16 protein-coding genes and 2 pseudogenes are annotated in these 22293 nt (G+C 37.0%); 12 read left to right on the plus strand and 6 right to left on the minus strand.

Features of this window, described 5'->3' with window-relative positions:
* The 3 genes and pseudogenes from ACVRZH_RS05515 to ACVRZH_RS05525 all read left to right on the plus strand — a co-directional run.
* A pseudogene (locus ACVRZH_RS05515) lies at nt 1-962 on the plus strand (hypothetical protein); the annotation flags it as partial.
* A gap of 70 nt (nt 963-1032) precedes the next feature.
* A complete protein-coding gene (locus tag ACVRZH_RS05520; RefSeq protein WP_172070164.1) occupies nt 1033-1332 on the plus strand; it encodes a DUF5962 family protein in 300 nt (99 codons plus the stop codon).
* A gap of 14 nt (nt 1333-1346) precedes the next feature.
* Nucleotides 1347-1637: a DUF5966 family protein gene (locus ACVRZH_RS05525; protein WP_447454307.1), complete on the plus strand. Its 291-nt coding sequence runs from the start codon at nt 1347-1349 to the stop codon at nt 1635-1637.
* A 96-nt stretch (nt 1638-1733) separates the two neighbouring features.
* On the opposite strand, the gene ACVRZH_RS05530 is transcribed toward ACVRZH_RS05525, so the two are convergent.
* Nucleotides 1734-2585: a helix-turn-helix domain-containing protein gene (locus ACVRZH_RS05530; RefSeq protein ID WP_447454308.1), complete on the minus strand. Its 852-nt coding sequence runs from the start codon at nt 2583-2585 to the stop codon at nt 1734-1736.
* Between the two features lie 155 nt (nt 2586-2740).
* Here ACVRZH_RS05530 and ACVRZH_RS05535 point away from each other — a divergent pair, with 155 nt between their 5' ends.
* The 6 genes and pseudogenes from ACVRZH_RS05535 to ACVRZH_RS05560 all read left to right on the plus strand — a co-directional run bounded on the left by ACVRZH_RS05535 (nt 2741) and on the right by ACVRZH_RS05560 (nt 6268).
* Nucleotides 2741-2872: an epipeptide YydF family RiPP gene (locus ACVRZH_RS05535; protein WP_232972917.1), complete on the plus strand. Its 132-nt coding sequence runs from the start codon at nt 2741-2743 to the stop codon at nt 2870-2872.
* Between the two features lie 61 nt (nt 2873-2933).
* Nucleotides 2934-3554 (plus strand): YydI family epipeptide exporter ATP-binding subunit, encoded by a 621-nt coding sequence (yydI, locus tag ACVRZH_RS05540; RefSeq protein WP_447454309.1) that lies wholly within the window; start codon nt 2934-2936, stop codon nt 3552-3554.
* Nucleotide 3555: 1 nt separating this feature from the next.
* The gene (gene yydJ / locus ACVRZH_RS05545; protein ID WP_447454310.1) at nt 3556-4281 is read left to right on the plus strand and encodes a YydJ family epipeptide exporter permease subunit; all 726 of its coding nucleotides are present in this window, start codon (nt 3556-3558) and stop codon (nt 4279-4281) included.
* Nucleotides 4282-4412: 131 nt separating this feature from the next.
* The gene (locus tag ACVRZH_RS05550) at nt 4413-5051 is read left to right on the plus strand and encodes a peptidylprolyl isomerase (protein ID WP_447454336.1); all 639 of its coding nucleotides are present in this window, start codon (nt 4413-4415) and stop codon (nt 5049-5051) included.
* Nucleotides 5052-5090: 39 nt separating this feature from the next.
* A pseudogene (locus tag ACVRZH_RS05555) lies at nt 5091-5405 on the plus strand (DNA primase); the annotation flags it as partial.
* 59 nt (nt 5406-5464) lie between these two features.
* A complete protein-coding gene (locus ACVRZH_RS05560) occupies nt 5465-6268 on the plus strand; it encodes a hypothetical protein (protein WP_447454311.1) in 804 nt (267 codons plus the stop codon).
* 395 nt (nt 6269-6663) lie between these two features.
* Here ACVRZH_RS05560 and ACVRZH_RS05565 read toward each other — a convergent pair whose 3' ends face one another.
* The 5 genes from ACVRZH_RS05565 to ACVRZH_RS05585 form a co-directional block, all read right to left on the minus strand.
* A complete protein-coding gene (locus tag ACVRZH_RS05565) occupies nt 6664-8382 on the minus strand; it encodes a phospho-sugar mutase (RefSeq protein WP_447454312.1) in 1719 nt (572 codons plus the stop codon).
* 244 nt (nt 8383-8626) lie between these two features.
* The gene (locus ACVRZH_RS05570; RefSeq protein WP_447454313.1) at nt 8627-9199 is read right to left on the minus strand and encodes an ECF transporter S component; all 573 of its coding nucleotides are present in this window, start codon (nt 9197-9199) and stop codon (nt 8627-8629) included.
* Entirely contained in the window at nt 9199-9738 is a 540-nt protein-coding gene (gene coaC, locus ACVRZH_RS05575; protein WP_447454314.1) for a phosphopantothenoylcysteine decarboxylase, read from the minus strand. Before coaC ends, ACVRZH_RS05570 begins: the two co-directional genes overlap by 1 nt.
* Nucleotides 9731-10414: a phosphopantothenate--cysteine ligase gene (locus tag ACVRZH_RS05580; RefSeq protein WP_447454315.1), complete on the minus strand. Its 684-nt coding sequence runs from the start codon at nt 10412-10414 to the stop codon at nt 9731-9733. The genes coaC and ACVRZH_RS05580 overlap by 8 nt, the downstream gene beginning before the upstream one ends.
* A gap of 294 nt (nt 10415-10708) precedes the next feature.
* Nucleotides 10709-11014: a hypothetical protein gene (locus ACVRZH_RS05585; protein WP_447454316.1), complete on the minus strand. Its 306-nt coding sequence runs from the start codon at nt 11012-11014 to the stop codon at nt 10709-10711.
* A gap of 143 nt (nt 11015-11157) precedes the next feature.
* Here ACVRZH_RS05585 and ACVRZH_RS05590 point away from each other — a divergent pair, with 143 nt between their 5' ends.
* The 3 genes from ACVRZH_RS05590 to ACVRZH_RS05600 all read left to right on the plus strand — a co-directional run bounded on the left by ACVRZH_RS05590 (nt 11158) and on the right by ACVRZH_RS05600 (nt 22196).
* Nucleotides 11158-11925 (plus strand): SDR family NAD(P)-dependent oxidoreductase, encoded by a 768-nt coding sequence (locus tag ACVRZH_RS05590; protein WP_447454317.1) that lies wholly within the window; start codon nt 11158-11160, stop codon nt 11923-11925.
* Nucleotides 11926-11937: 12 nt separating this feature from the next.
* Nucleotides 11938-12318, plus strand: coding sequence for a PH domain-containing protein (locus ACVRZH_RS05595; RefSeq protein ID WP_447454318.1), 381 nt, complete (start codon nt 11938-11940; stop codon nt 12316-12318).
* Between the two features lie 584 nt (nt 12319-12902).
* Nucleotides 12903-22196, plus strand: coding sequence for a mucin-binding protein (locus ACVRZH_RS05600; RefSeq protein ID WP_447454319.1), 9294 nt, complete (start codon nt 12903-12905; stop codon nt 22194-22196).
* Nucleotides 22197-22293 lie beyond the last annotated feature (97 nt).

The raw sequence follows: 22293 nt of genomic DNA on the forward strand, positions 1-22293 counted from the left end.
GCTGGGTACTTAGCCTACAGCGAAATGGTCGGCTGATTCGTCAGGGAAACCAGCACCAAGAAGTAGACATTTATCACTATATTACTAAAGGGAGTTTTGACAACTACCTCTGGCAAACTCAGGAGAACAAGCTCAAGTATATTACTCAAATCATGACCTCTAAAGACCCTGTGCGGTCGGCAGAAGATATTGATGAGCAGACCATGACTGCTTCAGACTTTAAGGCTTTAGCAACTGGTAATCCTTATCTCAAACTGAAAATGGAACTAGAGAATGAGTTGACGGTATTGGACAATCAAAAGCGTGCCTTTAATCGCTCCAAAGATGAATATCGCCATACCATTTCTTACTGTGAGCAGAACCTCCCTGTATTAGAGAAACGCCTTAGTCAATATGACCGTGATATTGCCCAATCTTTGGCAACTAAGTCACAAGATTTTATCATGCGGTTTGACAATCAAATGATGGATAACCGTGCAGAAGCTGGAGACTATCTACGTAAACTCATTACCTATAACCATTCTGAAGCCAAAGAAGTAAGAACGCTTGCGACCTTTAGAGGGTTTGAGCTTAAAATGGCAACCAGAAGTCCTAGTGAGCCTTTACCAGATATGGTGTCTTTAACCATTTCAGGAAGCAACCAGTATTCTGTCTCTTTAGACTTGAAATCAGATGTGGGAACCATTCAACGCATTACTAATGCCATTGACCATATTTTAGATGACCAAGAAAAAACTGAAGAAATGGCTAATAACCTCAAAGACAAGCTTGCAGTCGCAAGGGTAGAAGTGGAAAAGGTCTTTCCTAAAGAAGAGGATTATCAGCTGGTTAAAGCTAAGTATGACCTTCTTGCCCCCTTGGTTGAACAAGAAGCAGAGGTTGAGGAAATTGATGCAGCACTAGCTAAGTTCAATGAAACGATCCAACCGCAACACGACCAACAACTTTCGCTTGATTTTTAAGAAAAAAGGCTGACAAAAAATAATGAACGCGGTAAAATGAAGTCTAGAAATCATCAAAGGAGAATTGATTATGACCCAGACAGTAGAAGATATACGTTACCAATTAGAAGAATGGTTAGCACAAGGTTTTACAAGTCCTGAAGATAGAGATAACTATCAAGCCTTAAAGGAACAATATGAAGATGAAACCCTTGATTACAGCTTTTCAAAGCGAGAAATCATTGGTCAATTAGATATCATTATTACCACTCGTGAGAATGATTTTCCAGACTTAGATGAAGAGACTAAAGGAGAGTATCTAGACCTGGTTGGCCAACTGGATGACCTAGACAAGGGGAAGGCAGATTATTATCGTAAGCAATTAACGTAGAAAGAGGTACAGATATGATTGAACAAATTATTCAAAGTCTTTTGATTATCGCAGCAACAGGGCTGATTTTGCTTGTCCTTTACCAGATTGCGAAGATGCTTGGTAGCTTATTTGTCATTGGTTTAATCGGATTTTTAGCTTTCACAGAAGTCTATGGAATTTACCTCTTTTTTACAGAACGATACCTCTATGTGGAAGATTTAGCCACCAATAGTATTTTGAGCTTTACCACTTTCTATATTATTTTTAATCTTTTACTTGTCTTTGGACTTGTTAGAAAAGTTGTTAGAAGTCGGATGGCATAATAAAAATGGTTATCCAATTTTTGACAAATAAAGTAAATAACCAGCATCAGGTATTTTAATGATGCTGGTTATTTACTTTATTGTAAGATGAGTGAGCTATATTTGATAGGGATAATTTTTCACTAGATTTTCAAGGTAAAGTTCAAACATTGAAGCAATAGAGGTACTCCCGACCATTTTGAAATAAGTAATAACTGAGAAACAATTATTTAAAGTACTTGTTTTTCTAGTCAAGTAGTTGAGCACCTCACTAAAAAATAATATACAGCTTTTTTCATAGAGACAATCATCATTTAATTTGAAAGTTTGTACCGTATCCAGGGTTTGTTGAGCTCTTATTAAATCTTGTCTGTCAATGTATAAAATTACCATGTTTATGAACATTCGTATAGACTCGTTACCATAGTATCTCAAGGTAGAATACTTCTCGATATTGTAATTAACTTTAGCAAAAACGAGCTCAATGAATTCGTTATCAAAAATAAACATTGAGTTATTAAAAAGTACTGTTTCATAGTGAGTCCACGTTTCGATATTTATCAGATATTCACGTAGTAATTTTTCTTCATTAGGAGCTTTTTCTCCAGTTAATCGACCAATCAAACTGGAAATAAGTGAGGATAGAACCTGCTCTTTACTCGATGATTTGGAAGAATAATTAGTTAGCAAATTATTCAATTCTTTAATGTCTTTATTTTCAAAATGAAATTTAACTTTCTCCATATCAGAGAATTCTTTAGATACTTGAAAGTTATTATTTATAAAGAGGAATTCATCAACGTTTACATTAAGACTGTCTAAAATATAAAACAACTTTTTTGCTGAAATATCTATTTCATCTTTTACAAATCTGTAATACGTTTGCCTAGAAAGATAATCTCCACAGATTTGTTTTATAGAAAAATTTTTTTGATGCCGAATAAATTCTACAGTTTGACCAAAATTCATAATGACCCTCGTGTAACATATTTGCAACCATTATATATGATTTGCAACAAAAAATCAATTTGATTTATACCAGTAGTAATATAGTTGCATAAATAAGTGGAGGGAAAATCTATGTGGTTATTACTATTATTCCTATAACTAAGTAATGAAAAAGAATGAAACCTGTCCTTAGCGACATGAATTTTGAAAAAGTTTTAACCAAAAAAAATGAGTTAGATAATGTAAATGATTTATGGTATTTTGTTAAAAGTTCAAAAAATAGATGGATTGCAGGTTCTGCCCATTAACTAATTATTAATTTTGGGACAGGTTGCTTTCTGAAGCAAGTAATGGTTTGGAGGATGAGTGATGATAGTAAAAAATTATAACCTGGTAATTGGGAAAAAAGTTTTATTGAAAGACTCAGAGTTATATTTCGAGGAAGGAATAACAAATCATGTAATAGGACGAAATGGTTCGGGGAAATCTCAACTTGCCAAAGATTTTATTTTAAATAGGGGAGGATATTTTTCAAGGAATATTCCGGATCGAACATTAGTCATTTCGAGTTATTCAAATTTACCCAAAGAATTGACGCTAAATGATGTGATAAAAACAGTAAGCTGGTCTTTATCTGCTGAGATTTATAGATTACTGGGTTTAGAAAATGTGCCAAATAATATTCCATTAAAAAAATTAAGTGATGGACAAAATCAGAAAATAAAATTATATATTTTATTATCTAGGAATAAAGAAATTATTATTCTTGATGAAATTACTAATGCGCTTGATAAAGCTACTGTTAATGAAATTCATATTTTTTTACAAAAATATAGTAAAAAACATCCAGAAAAAATTATTATAAATATTTCTCATGATTTGAGTGACATTCGAACATTACATGGAAATTATTTTATAATCGATAATCAAAGATTATACCAAATTTCGACAGCGGACGAAGCAATAAAATGGTATTTAGGAGAAATTTGATATGTTAAAAATGGAATTTATTAAGTCGTTTAGAAATAAGACATTACTTTATATTTTTTCTTCTGTTATTTTATCTTATATTTTGGGCTATATTTTGCCTGTTGGAATTGATAAAGTTAGTAAACTTAGTATAGGTGATTTTTATTTCAGTACATACACAGTTTTTACCCAGTTTGGTTTTTTGTTATTTGGTTTTGTAATTGTCTATTTTTTTAACAAGGACTATGCTGATAAAACAATATTATTCAGCTTCTTCTCAGGTATTAATTCACTGAAATTTCTTTTTACAAAAGTGACAGTACTTCTATTTGAATTTATTTTTTCAATTTTTATTTCTAATATTTTAACGGCATTGTTTCTTCGTTTTAATAGTTTTCATTTTATGTTTTCTTTATTAATGTTTTCATTAATTGTTCTTCAATATATCTTGATTGTTGGCACCATTAGTTTAATATTTTCAAATTTGTTAATCTCATTAGGAGTATCACTTGTTTATTGGATACTGTCTATCATTCTTGTTGCAGTAGGAGGTTTTTTTAAACTTGTTGCAATTTTTGATGCTTCCAATTCTTTATATGTTTTAGTTGAAAAAATATTTTCTAAAGGGGAAATTATTCAAATGCACGACTTTGTTGTTGTAATCCCTTATATATTAATTCTAATTTTTCTAAGTTTATTTGTTGGAGTCATTTCTAATAAAAGATGGCTCAGAAATGGTCTACTATAAATAGAGAAAATTTATGCTAAGGATTATCGGATTACCTAAATTAGGTAGTCTTTTTCTTTTTTGTGATAACTTTTCCAAGTCCATCTTGTTATGATGGTGCTATCTTATGGAAAAAGGAGATAGCACTAGTGATGTTAAACAAAATGAAGGCTCGGCTATTGATTGGTTTGGGTGGTCTAGCTGTAACTAGCTTTATGGTGATGATGGGTTACACCATTGGTTCTCAGTCTGTAACCAATCACACGCAGAAACAAATCCAGTCCGAGGCTCAAAAATTGCTGGCCAAAGAGAAAGAAAAAGAGAAGGCAAGTGTTCTCTCTGACGAGTTAGTCAAGGAATTTCTCACGCAATACTATACCAAGGAAAAGCTGGGCGAGAACAACAACCGTATCAAGCCCTATATGACAGATTCTGCCTTTAAGGAAGAGGTATCTCGTCAAGAAGATTCCATTAATCAAGTCTATAAAGACTATATGTTGGATTATCGCTTTGATTCTGCCAATATCTATGTCAATACAGAAGAAAATGAAGCTTTTGCGGAAGTATCTTATCAGGTTGTTTACGTGTCAGATGTCAGTGATAAGGCTCAGAAAAGCACACAGACAGAAACCACCTCTCTTAAACTATCTTATGCCAAATTGTCAGATAAACTCCTTGTCAATCAGGTAACCATTTGGAATGGGAAGCTAGGGGACTTGAAAGAGTCTTCTGATGGAGTAAATTCAAGCATTCCAAAGATTCAAGGGACTACTACAAGTGAGACCAACTAGCAGGAGTTTATCTTCTGCTTTTTTTGATAAGGAGATGGCATGACAAGAATTGAAAGAGTAAAACAAAAGGCGATTTTAGAGGTGGCAGAAAGTCTAGGTTATTCTTTTAAACGACTATTAGGGCAAGTCTATGAACATCCAGAACATGATTCTTTTAGGATTTTTGCGGCTACCAATACTTTTAAATGGTTTTCACGTGACATTCAGGGAGATGTGATTGATTTCGTTCAGTTAATGACAGGAGTGTCTTTTAAAAAAGCCCTGTCTTACCTTGAAACTGGAGACTTTGAACAAGCTAAGGTAGTCGAAGAGACTTATCAACCCTTTCGTTATTATTTAAGTGAAGAATCTTTTCTCAAATAGAGAAGTTGCTCTATACTGCTCCATCATTTATTAATGCAGTAAAATCAACTGTGCCAGAAGAAACCTTACAGGCAGTGTTATCTAAAGAGCAAAAACAAGCAATTGCAAAAGGTGCTTTAAAATTAATGACTAAAAAAGATGGTTCATTAATGGCTACATTATTGAATACGGAAACTGGGAAAATTGCTGCAACAGTACCTTTGGAAACTGTGAATCTTGCACCTGAAATTACTGAATCAATTTCCAATTACTCGTCACAACTTCAAATGGCACGACTTGCGGAGCAGATTGAAAATGTTCAGCTTGCGATTGAGGATGTCAGAAAGGGGCAGGAGTCTGACAGATTAGCTATAGCGTATAGTTGTCAACAAAAATTAATTCAAGCAAGGGAAATTGTCAACCCACAGTTAAGAACTTCCATGCTTCTTCAGGTAATTTCTGATGCTGAAGATAGTCGCAATCTTTTGATGCTAAGCCAAAAATCTAATGTATCTTTCATTCAAGAACAACCTAAGGATACTTTTGGTAAATTATTAAAAGGTGTTAAACAAGAAAAAATTGATTCTAGGATTAATGAAATCAGAGACGGACTATCTGCAGTAAATATTGTTTCATTGTCAGCCGCAATAGCTTATAATGAATTGGGTGAAGAGAAAGCTGCTCAAAAAAGTCTCGAGTACTTTGCACAATTTATCAATAATACATATCTAGCGACACCAAATTTGGTGGAACGATTGGACTTGCTTGATTCATCACCAACAAATTATTGGACTGAAGAGCTACCAAAAATTAAGACAACTATTTTAGAATTACCAAATAAATTAAAAGAAATTGAAACAGAGGAACTAATATGATAGAAAAAAAGACTTGTAAAAAATGTGGTAAAATCCTTCCAAAAGATTATAAATATAATAGGTGTGAATCATGTAGAAATAAGACTTTGGGTGAAATACGTGAAGCTGGGAAAGTAGTGGGAGGTATTGCTCTAACTGTTGTACCTTTTATATTAAAAAATGTTCTCGGAAGAAGTAGAAGGTAGGATATAAATGTAAAGGATTAAAAACTCTTGAAATTGCTTGGTTTCAAGGTTTTTTAATCTGGATTATGAGTCTTGAACAAAGTGAAAGCCAGCGTCTTTAGGCGCTGGCTGGTAATGTGGGCTTATAGCCCCGGTTCAAAACACCCCGTTATCCACTGTTGAGATAACGGGGTGTTTTATATCTAATAGCTTTTAAAGACGGAGATGCTATTAGATGACAAATGCATTGATTTCAGCTTCGATATTAGCAATTTTTTCTTCAGCTTCAGCGAGAGTTTGTCCAACTGTTGCGATGTAGAATTTGATTTTTGGCTCGGTACCTGAAGGGCGAACAGCAAACCAAGAATCATCCGCAAGTGAGTACTTAAGCACATCAGATGGTGGTGTTGTCAGTTGTGTGACTTGTCCAGCTTTATCAGTAGCTGTTTGTTTGGCGAAGTCCTCAAAGAGAACAATGTCTGTTTGATTGAACTGTTCAGGAGCATTATCACGGAATTTTGCCATGATGGCTTTGATTTGAGCAGCACCATCAACACCTGATAGGGTTAATGAGATCGTTTTTTCCGCAAAATAACCGTACTCTTGATAAATTTCATCAAGCCCATCAGCTAGAGTGAGACCACGAGAGCGGTAGTAGGCAGCGATTTCAGCAATCAATAGCACAGCTTGAATAGCGTCTTTATCACGGACAAATGGTTTGATCAGGTAGCCAAAACTTTCTTCAAAACCAAACATATAGGTGTGGTTGTGTTTTTCTTCAAACTCTTGGATTTTTTCTGCGATAAATTTGAAACCAGTTAAAACATTAAACATGGTTGCGCCGTAGCTTTCAGCAATTTTAGTGACCAATTCTGTTGAGACGATAGATTTAGCCAAAGCAGCATTGGAAGGTAGAGTACCAGCTTGCTTATGTGCTTCAAGGATGTATTTGGCAATGATAGCACCGATTTGGTTGCCCGAAATGTTTTGATATGAACCATCGGCTTGACGAATTTCGACACCGAGACGGTCAGCATCAGGGTCGGTAGCTAAAAGCACATCTGCATCCACTTGGCGTCCTAATTCCTCAGCAAGAGCAAAAGCAGCTTGACTTTCTGGATTTGGTGATTTAACTGTTGAAAAATCAGGGTCTGGATTAGCTTGTGCTTCAACAACTTGAACGGATTCAAAACCAGCCTGAGCTAAGGCACGACGAGCGAGCATTTCACCAGTACCGTGTAATGGTGTATAGACGATCTTCATGTCGCGACCAAATCTTTGGATTAGGTCTGGATTGATATTGACATCTTTAACTTCCTTGAGGTAAGCTGCATCAACATCTTCTCCGATGATTTCAATCAAGCCGTCGGCTTTTGCTGTTTCCAAATCAGCAACACCAATGGTAAATGGATTATCAATAGCTCTGATATATGTTGTCAGTGCATCGGCATCAGCAGGCGGCATCTGTCCACCATCTGAACCATAAACCTTATAGCCATTAAATGGTGCAGGGTTGTGACTAGCTGTAATCATGATACCTGCAAAGGCGTTTAAGTGGCGAACGGCAAAAGACAATTCAGGTGTTGGACGTAGGGATTCAAAGACATAAGCCTTAATGCCATGATTGGCAAGAACACGCGCAGCATCTTCAGCAAATTCAGGTGAGAAATGGCGTGAGTCGTAGGCAATAGCCACACCACGTTTTTTACCTTCATCACCTTTTGTTGTAATCAATTTTGCCAAGCCTTCAGTTGCCTGACGAACGACGTAGATATTGATACGGTTAGTTCCAGCACCGATGTAGCCACGCATTCCAGCAGTTCCAAACTCAAGATTGGTATAAAAAGCATCTTCTTTGGTTTTTCCATCCATTTTCACTAACTCATCTTTAAGATAATCAGGTAAGTCTGTGAATTCAAGCCATTTTTGATAGTTTTCAGTATATGTCATAAATATCTCCTTGCAAAAGTAACCTCTTAAATGCTTTCAGTATATCATTTTTTATGAAAAATAACAATCTTTTCAAGGCCTGTATTTTCATCTTGATGCTTTACCAGAGGAATACGTATCCTTGGGGTTATGTTTACGTATCCTTGGGGTTATGTTATTGTTTATCATATCAGCATACTGATGTGATCAATGGTTTTCACTAAAAAAATCAGAAGTTAGAAAAGCTCTAACTTCTGATTTGGTCTTATTGTTTGATTTTTTCGAGAACTGGGACGATAGCTAAGGATAGAACAATCGATAGTATCATTTCAGTTAATGAATTGGTTGAGACAATAAGTGTCAGAACAGCTTGTGCTCCCCCTTTGTCAGCAAAGAAATCAGGGAAAAGGAATAAGATACCACTGAGGACGAAGATAGTGTTTGTCACTGAACCAAGTCCCCCAGCTAGAGCTAGACCGATTTTGTTATGGATGATTTTGTAAACAAAATAAGGTACAATACCAATCAATATACGTGGTACTAGGGCAATTATCACAGAATTGAGATTACCTCCGGGAGCAAATGGACTGAATAGGAAGCTGCTCGGTCCAATTAAGATACTAGCGTTTACCAAGCTAACCATCCCCATTAATCCTCCTAAAATAGCACCGACACGTGGTCCATAGATAATACTCGCTACAATAACAGGAATATGGTTTAAAGTTGGTGTGATTGGTAAGGGTAAAATCCGAAATAAGATTTGACTAATGACATGAATCACTAGCATGACAGCAAAAAAGATAGAAATAGCTGCTAGGTCTGAGGATTGTTTTTTCATTACTGTAACTCCTTAATGCGTTCTAAAATCGTTTCTAGTTCAGCGAGAGCACCTCTTCCTGTATCGCCACAAGCGAGGAGGGATTCTCTTGGTTCTATTATCTCATATCCAACGTGTCTTAGTTTGTCAAGATTAGATTGTGTGATGGGATTATCATACATTTTGGTATTCATAGCGGGAGCTATGATTTTAGGGACATGGGGAGGGAGTGCAAGTGCAACTCCAGTCACCATGTTATCAGCCATGCCGTAAGCTAGCTTGGCTATCGTATTCGCTGATGCTGGTACTACAAGGAACAGATCGGTCTGTTTAGCTAAATCAATATGACTGACAGAGGCAGGGTCAATTTCGGTCATAATATCAATATGAACCGGTTTTTGCGATAAGACTTGTAACGTTAAAGGGGTTATAAAGTGCGTTGAGGCTTCTGTCATCAAGACCTGCACATCATAGCCTCGTTTTTTGAGCTGACTGGTCAAATCTGCAGCTTTATAGGCAGAAATACTACCTGATACAGCTAGGGTAATGGTTTTAATCATTTGTGACCCTTTCTAAAATGAAATGAGCGATTTCTTCTTTAGTTGTCACTAGAGTTGCTGTTGTGCCATCAACGAGATAAGCACGGTGTTGTTCAGGACTGATGTCTGTCAAATCATTAGCAAGAATGTAATCTGCATGATTGGCTATTAGACTTTTCCTAGCGACATCAATCAATTCATCTTTTGACACATCCACTAATAATTTGAAACCAACCAATATGATGTTTGGATGCCATGACTTGATGTAGCTGATTACCTTTGGCGTTTTTTTGAGGAATAAAACCTGTGTTTCAGACGCTGATGAAATTTTCTTGTCTGTGTTGCTTTTGTTTAATAATTCCTCGATGGATGAGGCTCCCTTTAATTCTTCAATGTCGGTCATGTAAACAGGAGTATAATCAGATACAGCCATACTATGAATCATGACATCGTGTTGTGGGACAAGTTCTTCTAATGTTGTCATTAAACTGGCAACATTAGTAATAAGTACAGTCTGTAAGTTAGGGTGATTTTTAGGTTTTTTGGCAGCCTGTGTGGTTACCAATGTTACAGAATGACCCTGAGTTAAAAAAACGTCTGCGATTGTAGCCCCTAAAGTCCCAGTAGCGTGATTGGTAATACTTCTAACGCTATCAATAGACTCAGTTGTGCCACCTGAAGTGATTAAAATTTTCATAGGTTTATTTTACACAAAAATCTGGTTTTCGTAAACAAAAGAAGTGGCAGTACGAAGTGATTAAGGAGATGATTTATACCTCAACTTAGCGATACTATTTTGCCCATCGTCACTTTGGAAGACGATTGGTTATGGTCAGTTGAAAAAGTCATGTCACACTAACTGTCTAAGCTTCCGTTGTGTTTATAGTGATATGGTTATTTCATTTTAGACATCTCATGACAACTAAAAACGTTCGTATCGTTAGAAAAAACTAGTGACACGAACGTTGATAGGTATAAGTTGGATTTAGAATTATGATAAGATAAAGTATTCAATATGAATGTCTTGTTCAGGATAGTGATTGACCAATTCGTTGGCGATATGATCATACATCTGATGGAGTTTTGTGATTTTATCGGGATATTGTGACCCAATATAGTGAAAAGTGCACTCGATTGTTAGAAATAATTCATGAAAGAGAGTGTTCATGTCATCTATTTTTTTGACTAATTCAGGATTATCGTTTAAAAAATCAGGAGCAACTTTCCGGCTTTCGAGAAATCCTTCACGCTCTTTAACAGGGTAAGAACCATATTCTAAGCTAAGTTCATAAGTCATATTGCCATTCCTCCGAGTTTATTTCTATTGACTATTGTAACATAAGTGTTTGGTGATACCAAACGTGATGATTTTTGTTTTTTTATGATGATAATAGACATTTGATGTTATAATAGATGTAGCATATTATGGGAGGAGCTTTCATGAAAAGATGTGTGTTTATCAGTGGAGCTACCAGTGGAATTGGTAAAGCTATGGCCTATGCCTTTGCAAAACAAGGGGATAATCTCATTTTAACAGGTCGAAGAGTTCAGTTATTGAAAGAGATTAAGCTTGATTTAGAAACACTCTATTTTGTTAATGTTAGGATATATGAGTTAGACGTGACTGATTTAGGACAGATGGCAACTGTTTGTCAGACTATTTTAAGTGATGGTGGTAGCATAGATATTCTAATCAACAATGCCGGTTTAGCTTTGGGACTGGATAAATTTCAAGACAGTGACTTATCAGATATCATGACTATGCTAGATACCAATGTGAGAGGAGTTCTTTCTTTAACACGCTTATTGTTACCGAGTATGGTTGAGCGAAATCAAGGGCATATTATCACAATTGGCTCTACGGCAGGAATTTACGCCTATGCTGGAGCAGCAGTCTATAGTATGACTAAGGCAGCAGTGAAGACATTATCAGATGGCATAAGAATTGATACTATTGAGACAAATATCAAAGTGACAACAGTTCAACCTGGTATTGTCGAGACTGATTTTAGTCAGGTGCGTTTTCATGGCGATACAGAACGAGCTGCCAACGTTTATAAGGGTATTGAAGCTCTAAAAGCTGAAGATATCGCAGATATTGTTTGTTATATAGCAAATCAGCCAAAGCATGTTCAGATTTCAGACATTACCATAATGGCTAATCAGCAAGCAACTGGTTTCACTATTCATAGAGAAGACAAAAAGTAAAGGAGTAAAATGATGGGTTTATTTTCAGGATTATTAGGGAATGCTTCTCAGTTAGATACTGACAAAATTGAGCGTGAATTAGCTCATGTTCTAATGCCAAATGAACAAATTGAGATAGCATTTAGTTTGGTTAGGGATTTGATTGTTTTTGCTGAAAAAAGGTTGATTTTAGTTGATAAACAAGGATTGACAGGTAAAAAAGTCTCGTATAAGTCGATTCCTTATCGCTCTATTTCACGTTTCTCAGTTGAAACATCAGGTCATTTTGATCTTGATGCTGAATTAAAAATCTGGATTTCATCGGGTGTCGAACCTGCAGAAATACTCAATTTTAAAAGTGATCAGAGTGTTATCCAAATCCAGAAGGCTTTGGCAACGGCAGTCTTAAATTAGTCTTTAAGTCTATCTAATCTTATATACAGTTTGAAAAGGATTTAATGCCAATTTGAATGGTGTTAAATCCTTTTTTGTTATCCGCAATCACAGCAAGGTATATTTTAAAAGAAATGTATCGTTTTTTAATTGTTTCTGAATGTTTAATAACTTATTTTAAAAATATCTGCATTTTTGAAATAAAAAAACGCTATTATTTGCAAAAAATAATATATCAATCTTTTTATTTGTTAAAAAAATTACAAAAAATATCTAAGTGGCAATATAGTTGCCACATGATATGATAAACTATGTGTGTTAATAAGTCTGTATAGACTTAGCATAGAAAGGAAGTGGGAATTAAGTAATTCCGTTAACATAAATAATAGACTATCATTTATATCTGGATAGGGTATATAGATAGTCAATCATTTCGTAGTTATCACTAAATATTATCATACAGTTGTTACAATTTTAGAAAGTACTGCTAATCTAGAATAGTGATAGATTTGGTGAGCACATAATTTCTTGATTAAGAAAATATATAATGTTATTATATTGTGTGGGAGATGAAAAAAGTGTAATCCCATAAGAAGGAGGGTCTTATGTTTTATAAAGGAAAGCATAGTGAAACAAAGCAACGCTTTACGATTAAGAAATTTAAAATCGGAGCAGCGTCTGTACTTATAGGAACATTGTTCTTTACAGGGCAAACACTGGTAAAAGCGGATGTGACTGCAGCTAGTTCAGTAAGTGAAGGAGAGGCTGTTGTAGTGGAAACTGCCACTCAGCCAGATTCATCTACTGATGTTATTTCTTCGGAAATCACTCCTAGTGATACTGAAGAATCTATTGATAATGCACCTATTAATGAGTCTGTAAATCTTGAGAACTCTGATAAGGAAACTCTTGTAGAGAAAGACTCAGGAAGTATTAGTGAGGAAACACCTCCAGTTCACAAAGAAGAGCGGGTAGAGGAAAAACCAAGGACAACACCACGCTTTATCCCAAATAATACCGTTCCTGATCTAAGTAACACAGCTACAGCTAAACCAGCTAATGAGGGTCAACCTATTCCGACAGACGGTAAATTTAGGGCAGATACTACAGCTAGAGCTATACCAGATCAATTGGAGAATCCAACACCTACTGTTATTGAAAATGTTAACGCTATAACAGATGCTGAAGCAGAAAGCATTAGACGTGCTATTGTCAATGCTAACCCTAGTCTGAATTATAGTAATCCTAATATTCGTTTTAATGATGAGATTACCATTCAACAAAGAGGAGGAACAGGTACTCCTGTAGGTTCAACTACAGTCATCTATCGTAATCCTGAAACAGGTGATGAACTTCGCCGATTTACATTAAGTCCATCTGATGTAACAACGACACCTACTCAGGCTATCAATAAAGATCGTTTGGCAACAACCATCAACTGGTTTGATTTATCGAAAGCAGAAATCACCTATCCGCCAGGAATGCAGAAAAAAATGGTTAGCCAAAATGTTAGAAATGGAGATCCTAAACAGTATGAGGCTCTGCAGGTTGGGATGACCTTTAAGATTCCTACCAAGATTGATGGTTATGAAATTACAGCAACTGTTACAAAACTTGAGGCTAAACCTGTCGCGACAGATCCCAATAAACAGTCCGATGGTACTAATCCTAATGCTGTTCGGAAATATAAATCTGATTTAAAGCCTGGAAATATACAAGAAGCAGATTTTGGTAAGGCAGCAGAGGTTATTTTAAGCCCTCAATCAAATTGGTCTCACTTAAAGAGGGCAGGTATCAGTACTGGTGAAGGTTTGACCAATTTTTCATCTAACCTCAATCATGGAAATGTCGGTGTTAGTTTTGCGGTTACAGCAACTTATAAGGGAAAACCGGTATCTGTTGCATTAATTGCTGCGGACGGCGAAGAAGGTTCTATGTCTGAGGTGGTGCAATTTATTTCAGATGGTACCCCTTGGCGTGAATTTACAAACATTAGTTCTAATACGAATAGTAATGGTAAAGTTACAATTCCAAGAAGTCGCCCACAAACGGTCAATGACTTAGCGAGAGACTATGGTAATGGTAGTCTTGATTTTCGCGGTGCGCAATTAAATGCAGAAGAATGGGTGGTAACGGATGCGGATGGACGACCAGCTATCTACGGTAAGGATGCAGCAGGTAATAATGCTTTTGGTCCAGCTATAACAGGTTTTAGTTCAGGTTATGCTAATAGGTTAGGTAGTGTTCCGATTGGTATTTCAGAAGATGTTTCTAATTTTTCAATTTATATCAACTCTTTCGGTGCTCAGTCAGCTATGATTGGTTTTGTCGTCTATGATTCAGGAGATGCTCCAGAGTCTTATGGCACAGCCAAGCATCTTTTAGGTCCATTCTCTACAATTAGCGATACTGGTGTCGCAACCATTCATACACAACCTTATCTAGGAAATACACCGGGAGATCCTGATTATCAATCTACTTCTGGAAAAGATGCTAGTGGTGCCTGGAGTTTGGACGACGTTGTCTACACAGAAGCCTATAGTGAACAAAAATTAAATCAAGGGGATAAAATTACTTTAGCTGACGGTAGAACAGGAACATATTCTGTTAACAAAACGGGTAATGGTATTCTAACCTTTGATAACGGTTCTACTTTAGCATTGCGTAACTCTGAAGAAATTACGATTGCTAAACCAGATGGTAAAAAAGTTATTGGTGTCTTTAATCAGGTTAATAAAGCAATTGCTATCGGAGCTTTACCTGATGAGGGTGAACGTCAGTTACTTGATGAAACTGTGACAACAAAGTATACAGTTAAAAAATCCTCTGATACAGAGTATACTCTAAAAGGTATTGAAGCACATCTTGGTGAAAATAATGATAAGGCTTTTGTTCGAGGTTGGGTTGACTTTAATGGGGATGGTGTCTTCAATGAGAATGAATCATCAGAACTTCTTGAAATCAGGAAAGATGGTACTGTTGATCTCGTGTTTAAAAATACACCACAGCTTTTAAATACTTCACTTGATACAGTGGGAGTTCGTGTCCGTATTGCATTAGACGGAAATGAAATTTTGACCCCTACCTCAACAGCCAACTCTGGTGAGGTGGAAGATTTTAAAACCTCTATTGAACATCTACCAAGAGGTACTAAAAAAGAAACATCAGGTATTCAAGGTGAGAAACAATCTACATCTTTAGAATTCGTAGCCTATGGTAAGAAATCTCCTGAATTTGCTGCATGGAATAATATAAATGAAAATATCCCTGCTAAAATAGTCTTAACAAGTGACATGGTTGCCTCTGAAAAAGCCACATCAACAGCAAATGTCAATGTTACAGATCTTGCTGGAACTACTGTATATAATGGGCCAGAAGTTGTTGTATTGGATGCTCAAGGTCACGAATTAGGAACTGCTGTCAAGGTTACGAATCCAAAAACAAATGCTGTTGAGTATTATTTGACGACATACGATGAATATGATTCACAAGGTAATAAGGTCGGAACATATTCTGTTAAAGGATTTAGTGGGACTAATGTTGGTAATTCGGCTGTAGAGGTTGAGTTCACTCCTGAATTAGGCTATGTAGGTCGTGCTAAGGGTGTTGCTGTTCGTGCATGGGATGATAACCGTAATGGTACTGGATGGACGGCTACTAATGCTACGATTGAAGAATCATTAAAACAAGTTCAAAGAGGTCTATTAGCACCTAAGGATGCAGTAAGAACAAACACAAATTCACGTTTGGTCGATGATGTTAACGGAACTACCTCTATGGATTCAGTCTATATCCCAACAGTTATCGATATAAAACCAATTGGTGATGGTGTTACAACAACAGATAAACAAGGTAAAACACAGAGTGTAACAGTAACACTTCCGACAAAAGGTACTGTCTATACAGAAAATGGTAATGAGATATTAGAAAAACCAACGAAAGATATTGTGAATCCGGATTCACCAGCAACGTTCTTAACAGATGGCATACAAGTAGGAGCGTCAGCTGGTCAAGCAACTCATGTTGATCCGAATACAGGTGCTGTAACTACTGTTGACAAATCTTATGCAGAGGTTAGTGAAAATCGTATTGTTATTACAGGTGAGGGGACATATACGATTGACCCTACGACAAAACAAGTGACATTTACTCCAGATCCTAACTTTGTAGGTAAAGCGACAGGTGTTACTGTCAAGCAAGCAGATGTTGATTATACTACACCGGTAGCTGGTGAACGAGCAACTGCAAAATATGGAACTGACTATGCGACAAATAAATATACGCCGATTGTCACACCAAAAACTGAAGCAGCCATAACTCGAAATATTAAGTATGTCTATGCTAATGATAACGATGCACCGGCAGATTTAGCTACATATAAAGACAATGAAAGCCTTCCTGATAGCAAAGCGATAACAACAAGTCAAACGCTTAATTTTACAAGGACATATACCTTTAATCAAGATGGAACAGTAACTTTAGGTAATTGGACACCAGTTGATAATGCTACATTTGATAAAGTTGTGTCACCTGAATTAGAAGGTTATACGGCAGAAGTTGTACCTACTACTCAAAAGGATGCTGAAACTTCAAATGTTAAGGCACTGGCACCTGAACCACAATCAATTAGGCTTGATGACAGTGATAATATTGATGTGTATGTTGTGTATAAAAAGAACCCAGTAACTGTTACTGAAGAACGTGAAGAAGTAAAACGTACTATTAATTATAAATACGAAGATGGAAGTCCAGTCTTAGAAAATGGTAATCCTAAAGTAATTGAGGAAACATTAGTTTATACTCGTACAAAAACAGTGGATGATGTGACTGGAAAAACAACCTACACTGATTGGGCAACGACGGACAATGAATTTGATTTAGTTGAGACGGCAGAAATCCCTGGCTATACACCAAATGAAGCATTTGTACCTAAATCACCTAAAGTCATTGCAACAGCTGAAGATACTGTTGTAGACGTTGTCTACAAGAAAGACGATCAACTTGCAGTTGTCAAATTTATTAATAAAAATACAAATGAGACTATTGATGTTATTATTGACAAAGGGAAAACAAACGATCCATTTGGTAAAAAAGATGATGTCGATAGACGATTGACTGAATTAAAAAAACAAGGTTATATCATTGAAACACCTGATACGGATAATGACTATCCTAACGGTGATGCACGTAAATTTGATACGGATAAAGCTGTTGATCAAGAGTATACCATTAAGCTAGTCGAAAGTGTTGTTCCAGCTCCTGAAACACCACCTGTACCAGGTAAACCGATTAATCCAGACGATCCAAATTCACCGGTTTGGCCACCTACAGTAGCTGATTTGCTAACGTCAAAAGATATCAATCGTAGGGTTGTATATGTTAAGGAAGAAGGTGGTAAGGAAGTAGCATCTGGTATAAATGATGCTGTTGACAAGGTTACATTTGAACGCAAGGCAAAAGTTAACATTGTTACTGGTGAAATTATTTATGATGACTGGTTACCGAAAAATGGCGATGTTACTTTTGATTCTATTAAGACCCCAATTTTACAGGGTTATGTTGCGGATAAATCATCTGTTCCTGCTGTTGAAAATACGGTAATGAGTTCTGATTTAGTAGAGAAGGTTATCTACAAACCTATTGGTAAATATGTACCAAAAGTTCCAGATGGATTTAAAGAACCTGAGTTACCACCTTATAAGAACGATCCAAATGATCCAACAGCTGTGACACCGCCTGAAACTCTGATACCTTACATTTCTGGTACAACCCCAGTTGGTCCTGATGGTCCATTGAAACCGAAAAATCCATTAGATCCATCTGAAGGTTATATACCACCTACACCAATTGCCGGGGATGTTGATACTCCTATTGTATATCTTGAAAATGGTGTCCAAGTTGCATCTGTTAATTATGTGGTAGAAAAAACAGATAAAGTTTTGGATACAGATACGGTAACTGGTAAAGCAGGAGAGCCAATTGTTTTTGATACAGTGGCATCAATCAAGGAACTTAACAAACGTGGATATGAATTAGTAACAGATGGTTATGCTACTGCTAAGGCATCAGAGAAAGTTTTTGACGATGATAGTGATAGTCCACAGATATTTACAGTTACTGTTCGTCCAAAATCTACTACAGTTACTCCAAATGAACCTAAGGTACCGGGAACTCCTATTAACCCAGATAATCCAGAAGGTCCAAGATGGCCAGATGGTGTACAAGAATCAGCTTTGAAGCGTACTATAAAACGTGAAGTTTCTTATGTTACAAACAAGGATGGTCAAGAGGTTCCTGTAGCTGCTGTTGCTACAGATAGTGTTGTTTTCACACGCACAGCTACGGTAAATGAGGTTACTGGTGAAGTGACATATAGCCCTTGGGTGGCGACTGATGAAGATACAACATTTGAGGCTATAAAATCCCCTGTTGTTACAGGATACTTAGCTGATAAGGCGACTGTACCAATAGTATCAGGATTAACAACTGATAGCTATGAAAATTCAGATTATATCTTAAAAGAGAAAGTTGTTTATACTCCAATTGGAAGCTTTGTACCAAAAGTACCAGAAGGTGAAACACCGATCCCACCGATTCCATATCCAAATCATTCTGATGATCCAACAAAACCAGGAACACCAACCACACCAATCCCACACATTCCTGGTACAACCCCACAAGGACCAGATGGCCAACCATTGACACCAGTAGATCCAAAAGATCTTTCTAAGGGTTACAATCCACCAGCGATTGATCCAAATAATCCTGGTAAGGATACGGATATTACATATGTGAAAGATACGCAAAAAGCAACGATTACATTTGTAGATCCAAAAGGTGAAGCTATTCCAGGAACTACACCAATCGAAGAAACTGGTAAGTCAGGTGAACCAATTTCAACAGTTGAATTGGATAAACAATTGGCAGAATTGAAGAAAAAAGGTTACGTTGTCAAAGAAAATCCATTGAAAGATGGTGTCAACTTCGACAAGGATAAGACGACAGATCAAACCTTCACAGTAGTCTTAGAAGCACCTAAAGTTGATATTCCAGTAGGACCACAAGATCCAAACAAACCAGTAGGACCAGATAATCCAATCGTACCACTTAATCCAGATGGAAAACCAATCAAACCAGGTGATCCAATCAATCCAAATAATCCAGATGGACCAAAATGGACTGATGAGAAATTGAATGAGATTAAGAAGAATACTGTGGATACAGTGACACGTACTATTGATTACGTGAAAGCTGATGGTACTAAGGCATCAGACTCAGTAGTTCAAAACGCGACCTTCTCACGTCCATTCACCATTGATGGTGTGACATTAGAAGTCACATACGGAGCATGGACACCAGCTACAGCTGACTTAGATGCAGTTAAGACACCAGTTGTTACAGGATACTTAGCAGATAAGAAAGAAGTTGCGAAGACAACTGTTGAACCAGGTGCTGAGGATATCACTGAGACAGTGACTTATCGTCCAATTGGAAGCTTTGTACCAAAAGATCCAGAAGGGAATACGATTGGTGATCCGATTCCATATCCAAACGATCCAAAAGATCCAACAAAACCTGGAACACCAACCACACCAATTCCACACATTCCTGGTACAACCCCACAAGGACCAGATGGACAACCATTGACACCAGTAGATCCAAAAGATCCTTCTAAGGGTTACAATCCACCAGCGATTGATCCAAATAATCCTAATACGGATATTACATATGTGAAAGATACGCAAAAAGCAACGATTACATTTGTAGATCCAAAAGGTGAAGGCATTCCAGGAACTACACCAATCGAAGAAACTGGTAAGTCAGGTGAACCAATCTCAACAGTTGAGTTGGATAAACAATTGGCAGAATTGAAGAAAAAAGGTTATGTTGTCAAAGAAAATCCATTGAAAGATGGCGCAAACTTCGACAAGGATAAGACGACAGATCAAACCTTCACAGTAGTCTTAGAAGCACCTAAAGTTGATATTCCAGTAGGACCACAAGATCCAAACAAACCAGTAGGACCAGATAATCCAATCGTACCACTTAATCCAGATGGTACACCAATCAAACCAGGTGATCCAATCAATCCAAATAATCCAGATGGACCAAAATGGACTGATGAGAAATTGAATGAGATTAAGAAAAATACAGTGGATACAGTGACACGTACTATTGATTACGTGAAAGCTGATGGTACCAAGGCATCAGACTCAGTAGTTCAAAACGCGACCTTCTCACGTCCATTCACCATTGATGGTGTGACATTAGAAGTCACATACGGAGCATGGACACCAGCTACAGCTGACTTAGATGCAGTTAAGACACCAGTTGTTACAGGATACTTAGCAGATAAGAAAGAAGTTGCGAAGACAACTGTTGCACCAGGTGCTGAGGATATCACTGAGACAGTGACTTATCGTCCAATTGGAAGCTTTGTACCAAAAGATCCAGAGGGTAATCCGATTGGTAATCCGATTCCATATCCAAACGATCCGAAAGATCCAACAAAACCTGGAACACCAACCACACCAATCCCACACATCCCTGGTACAACCCCACAAGGACCAGATGGACAACCATTGACACCAGTAGATCCAAAAGATCCTTCTAAGGGTTACAATCCACCAGCGATTGATCCAAATAATCCTAATACAGATATTACATATGTGAAAGATACGCAAAAAGCAACGATCACCTTTGTAGATCCAAAAGGAGAAGCTATTCCAGGAACTACACCAATCGAAGAAACTGGTAAGTCAGGTGAACCAATTTCAACAGTTGAATTGGATAAACAATTGGCAGAATTGAAGAAAAAAGGTTATGTTGTCAAAGAAAATCCATTGAAAGATGGCGCAAACTTCGACACAGATAAGGCGAAAGACCAAGACTTCACAGTAGTCTTAGAAGCACCTAAAGTTGATATTCCAGTAGGACCACAAGATCCAAACAAACCAGTAGGACCAGATAATCCAATCGTACCACTTAATCCAGATGGAAAACCAATCAAACCAGGTGATCCAATCAATCCAAATAATCCAGATGGACCAAAATGGACTGATGAGAAATTGAATGAGATTAAGAAGAATACTGTGGATACAGTGACACGTACTATTGATTACGTGAAAGCTGATGGTACCAAGGCATCAGACTCAGTAGTTCAAAACGCGACCTTCTCACGTCCATTCACCATTGATGGTGTGACATTAGAAGTCACATACGGAGCATGGACACCAGCTACAGCTGACTTAGATGCAGTTAAGACACCAGTTGTTACAGGATACTTAGCAGATAAGAAAGAAGTTGCGAAGACAACTGTTGAACCAGGTGCTGAGGATATCACTGAGACAGTGACTTATCGTCCAATTGGAAGCTTTGTACCAAAAGATCCAGAGGGTAATCCGATTGGTGATCCGATTCCATATCCAAATGATCCGAAAGATCCAACAAAACCTGGAACACCAACCACACCAATCCCACACATTCCTGGCACAACCCCACAAGGACCAGATGGACAACCATTGACACCAGTAGATCCAAAAGATCCTTCTAAGGGTTATATTCCACCAGCGATTGATCCAAACAATCCTGGTAAGGATATTGATATTGTATATATTCCAAAAACAATTGTACCAGGTAAAGAATTGCAGCCTGAAGTACCAGAACGTTCAGGGGATTCAAATGAAGGCAACACACCAAATAATGCTACGGATAATCACTCAGGAAATCCATCAGAAGTGTCATCAGAACAGGCTAAAATGGGTTCTGATAGCACAACTGCTAAGATGACTGAATTACCTAAGACAGGTGATGCTGGTTCAATTGCTACAGCAGCATTTGGACTTGGAACTATCCTTGCATCGTTAGGATTAGTTAAACCTCGTCGTAAAAAAGATTAACTTAATATGTCAAATAAATGATATCTGATATTTAAGTTATTCTTGACAATACAGAAGACCATGATAGTTGTCATGGTCTTCTTACTTTTTACTTCTT

Source organism: Streptococcus fryi (genome assembly GCF_053206505.1).

What these genes read in the sequence shown, in the direction of transcription:
- ACVRZH_RS05600 (WP_447454319.1), top strand. Translation starts at nt 12,903, where the DNA reads ATGTTTTATAAAGGAAAGCATAGTGAAACAAAGCAACGCTTTACGATT.
- coaC (WP_447454314.1), bottom strand. Translation starts at nt 9,738, where the DNA reads ATGATTAAAACCATTACCCTAGCTGTATCAGGTAGTATTTCTGCCTAT.
- ACVRZH_RS05530 (WP_447454308.1), bottom strand. Translation starts at nt 2,585, where the DNA reads ATGAATTTTGGTCAAACTGTAGAATTTATTCGGCATCAAAAAAATTTT.
- ACVRZH_RS05570 (WP_447454313.1), bottom strand. Translation starts at nt 9,199, where the DNA reads ATGAAAAAACAATCCTCAGACCTAGCAGCTATTTCTATCTTTTTTGCT.
- ACVRZH_RS05535 (WP_232972917.1), top strand. Translation starts at nt 2,741, where the DNA reads ATGAAACCTGTCCTTAGCGACATGAATTTTGAAAAAGTTTTAACCAAA.
- ACVRZH_RS05550 (WP_447454336.1), top strand. Translation starts at nt 4,413, where the DNA reads ATGTTAAACAAAATGAAGGCTCGGCTATTGATTGGTTTGGGTGGTCTA.
- ACVRZH_RS05595 (WP_447454318.1), top strand. Translation starts at nt 11,938, where the DNA reads ATGGGTTTATTTTCAGGATTATTAGGGAATGCTTCTCAGTTAGATACT.
- yydJ (WP_447454310.1), top strand. Translation starts at nt 3,556, where the DNA reads ATGTTAAAAATGGAATTTATTAAGTCGTTTAGAAATAAGACATTACTT.
- yydI (WP_447454309.1), top strand. Translation starts at nt 2,934, where the DNA reads ATGATAGTAAAAAATTATAACCTGGTAATTGGGAAAAAAGTTTTATTG.
- ACVRZH_RS05525 (WP_447454307.1), top strand. Translation starts at nt 1,347, where the DNA reads ATGATTGAACAAATTATTCAAAGTCTTTTGATTATCGCAGCAACAGGG.
- ACVRZH_RS05585 (WP_447454316.1), bottom strand. Translation starts at nt 11,014, where the DNA reads ATGACTTATGAACTTAGCTTAGAATATGGTTCTTACCCTGTTAAAGAG.
- ACVRZH_RS05520 (WP_172070164.1), top strand. Translation starts at nt 1,033, where the DNA reads ATGACCCAGACAGTAGAAGATATACGTTACCAATTAGAAGAATGGTTA.
- ACVRZH_RS05565 (WP_447454312.1), bottom strand. Translation starts at nt 8,382, where the DNA reads ATGACATATACTGAAAACTATCAAAAATGGCTTGAATTCACAGACTTA.
- ACVRZH_RS05580 (WP_447454315.1), bottom strand. Translation starts at nt 10,414, where the DNA reads ATGAAAATTTTAATCACTTCAGGTGGCACAACTGAGTCTATTGATAGC.
- ACVRZH_RS05590 (WP_447454317.1), top strand. Translation starts at nt 11,158, where the DNA reads ATGAAAAGATGTGTGTTTATCAGTGGAGCTACCAGTGGAATTGGTAAA.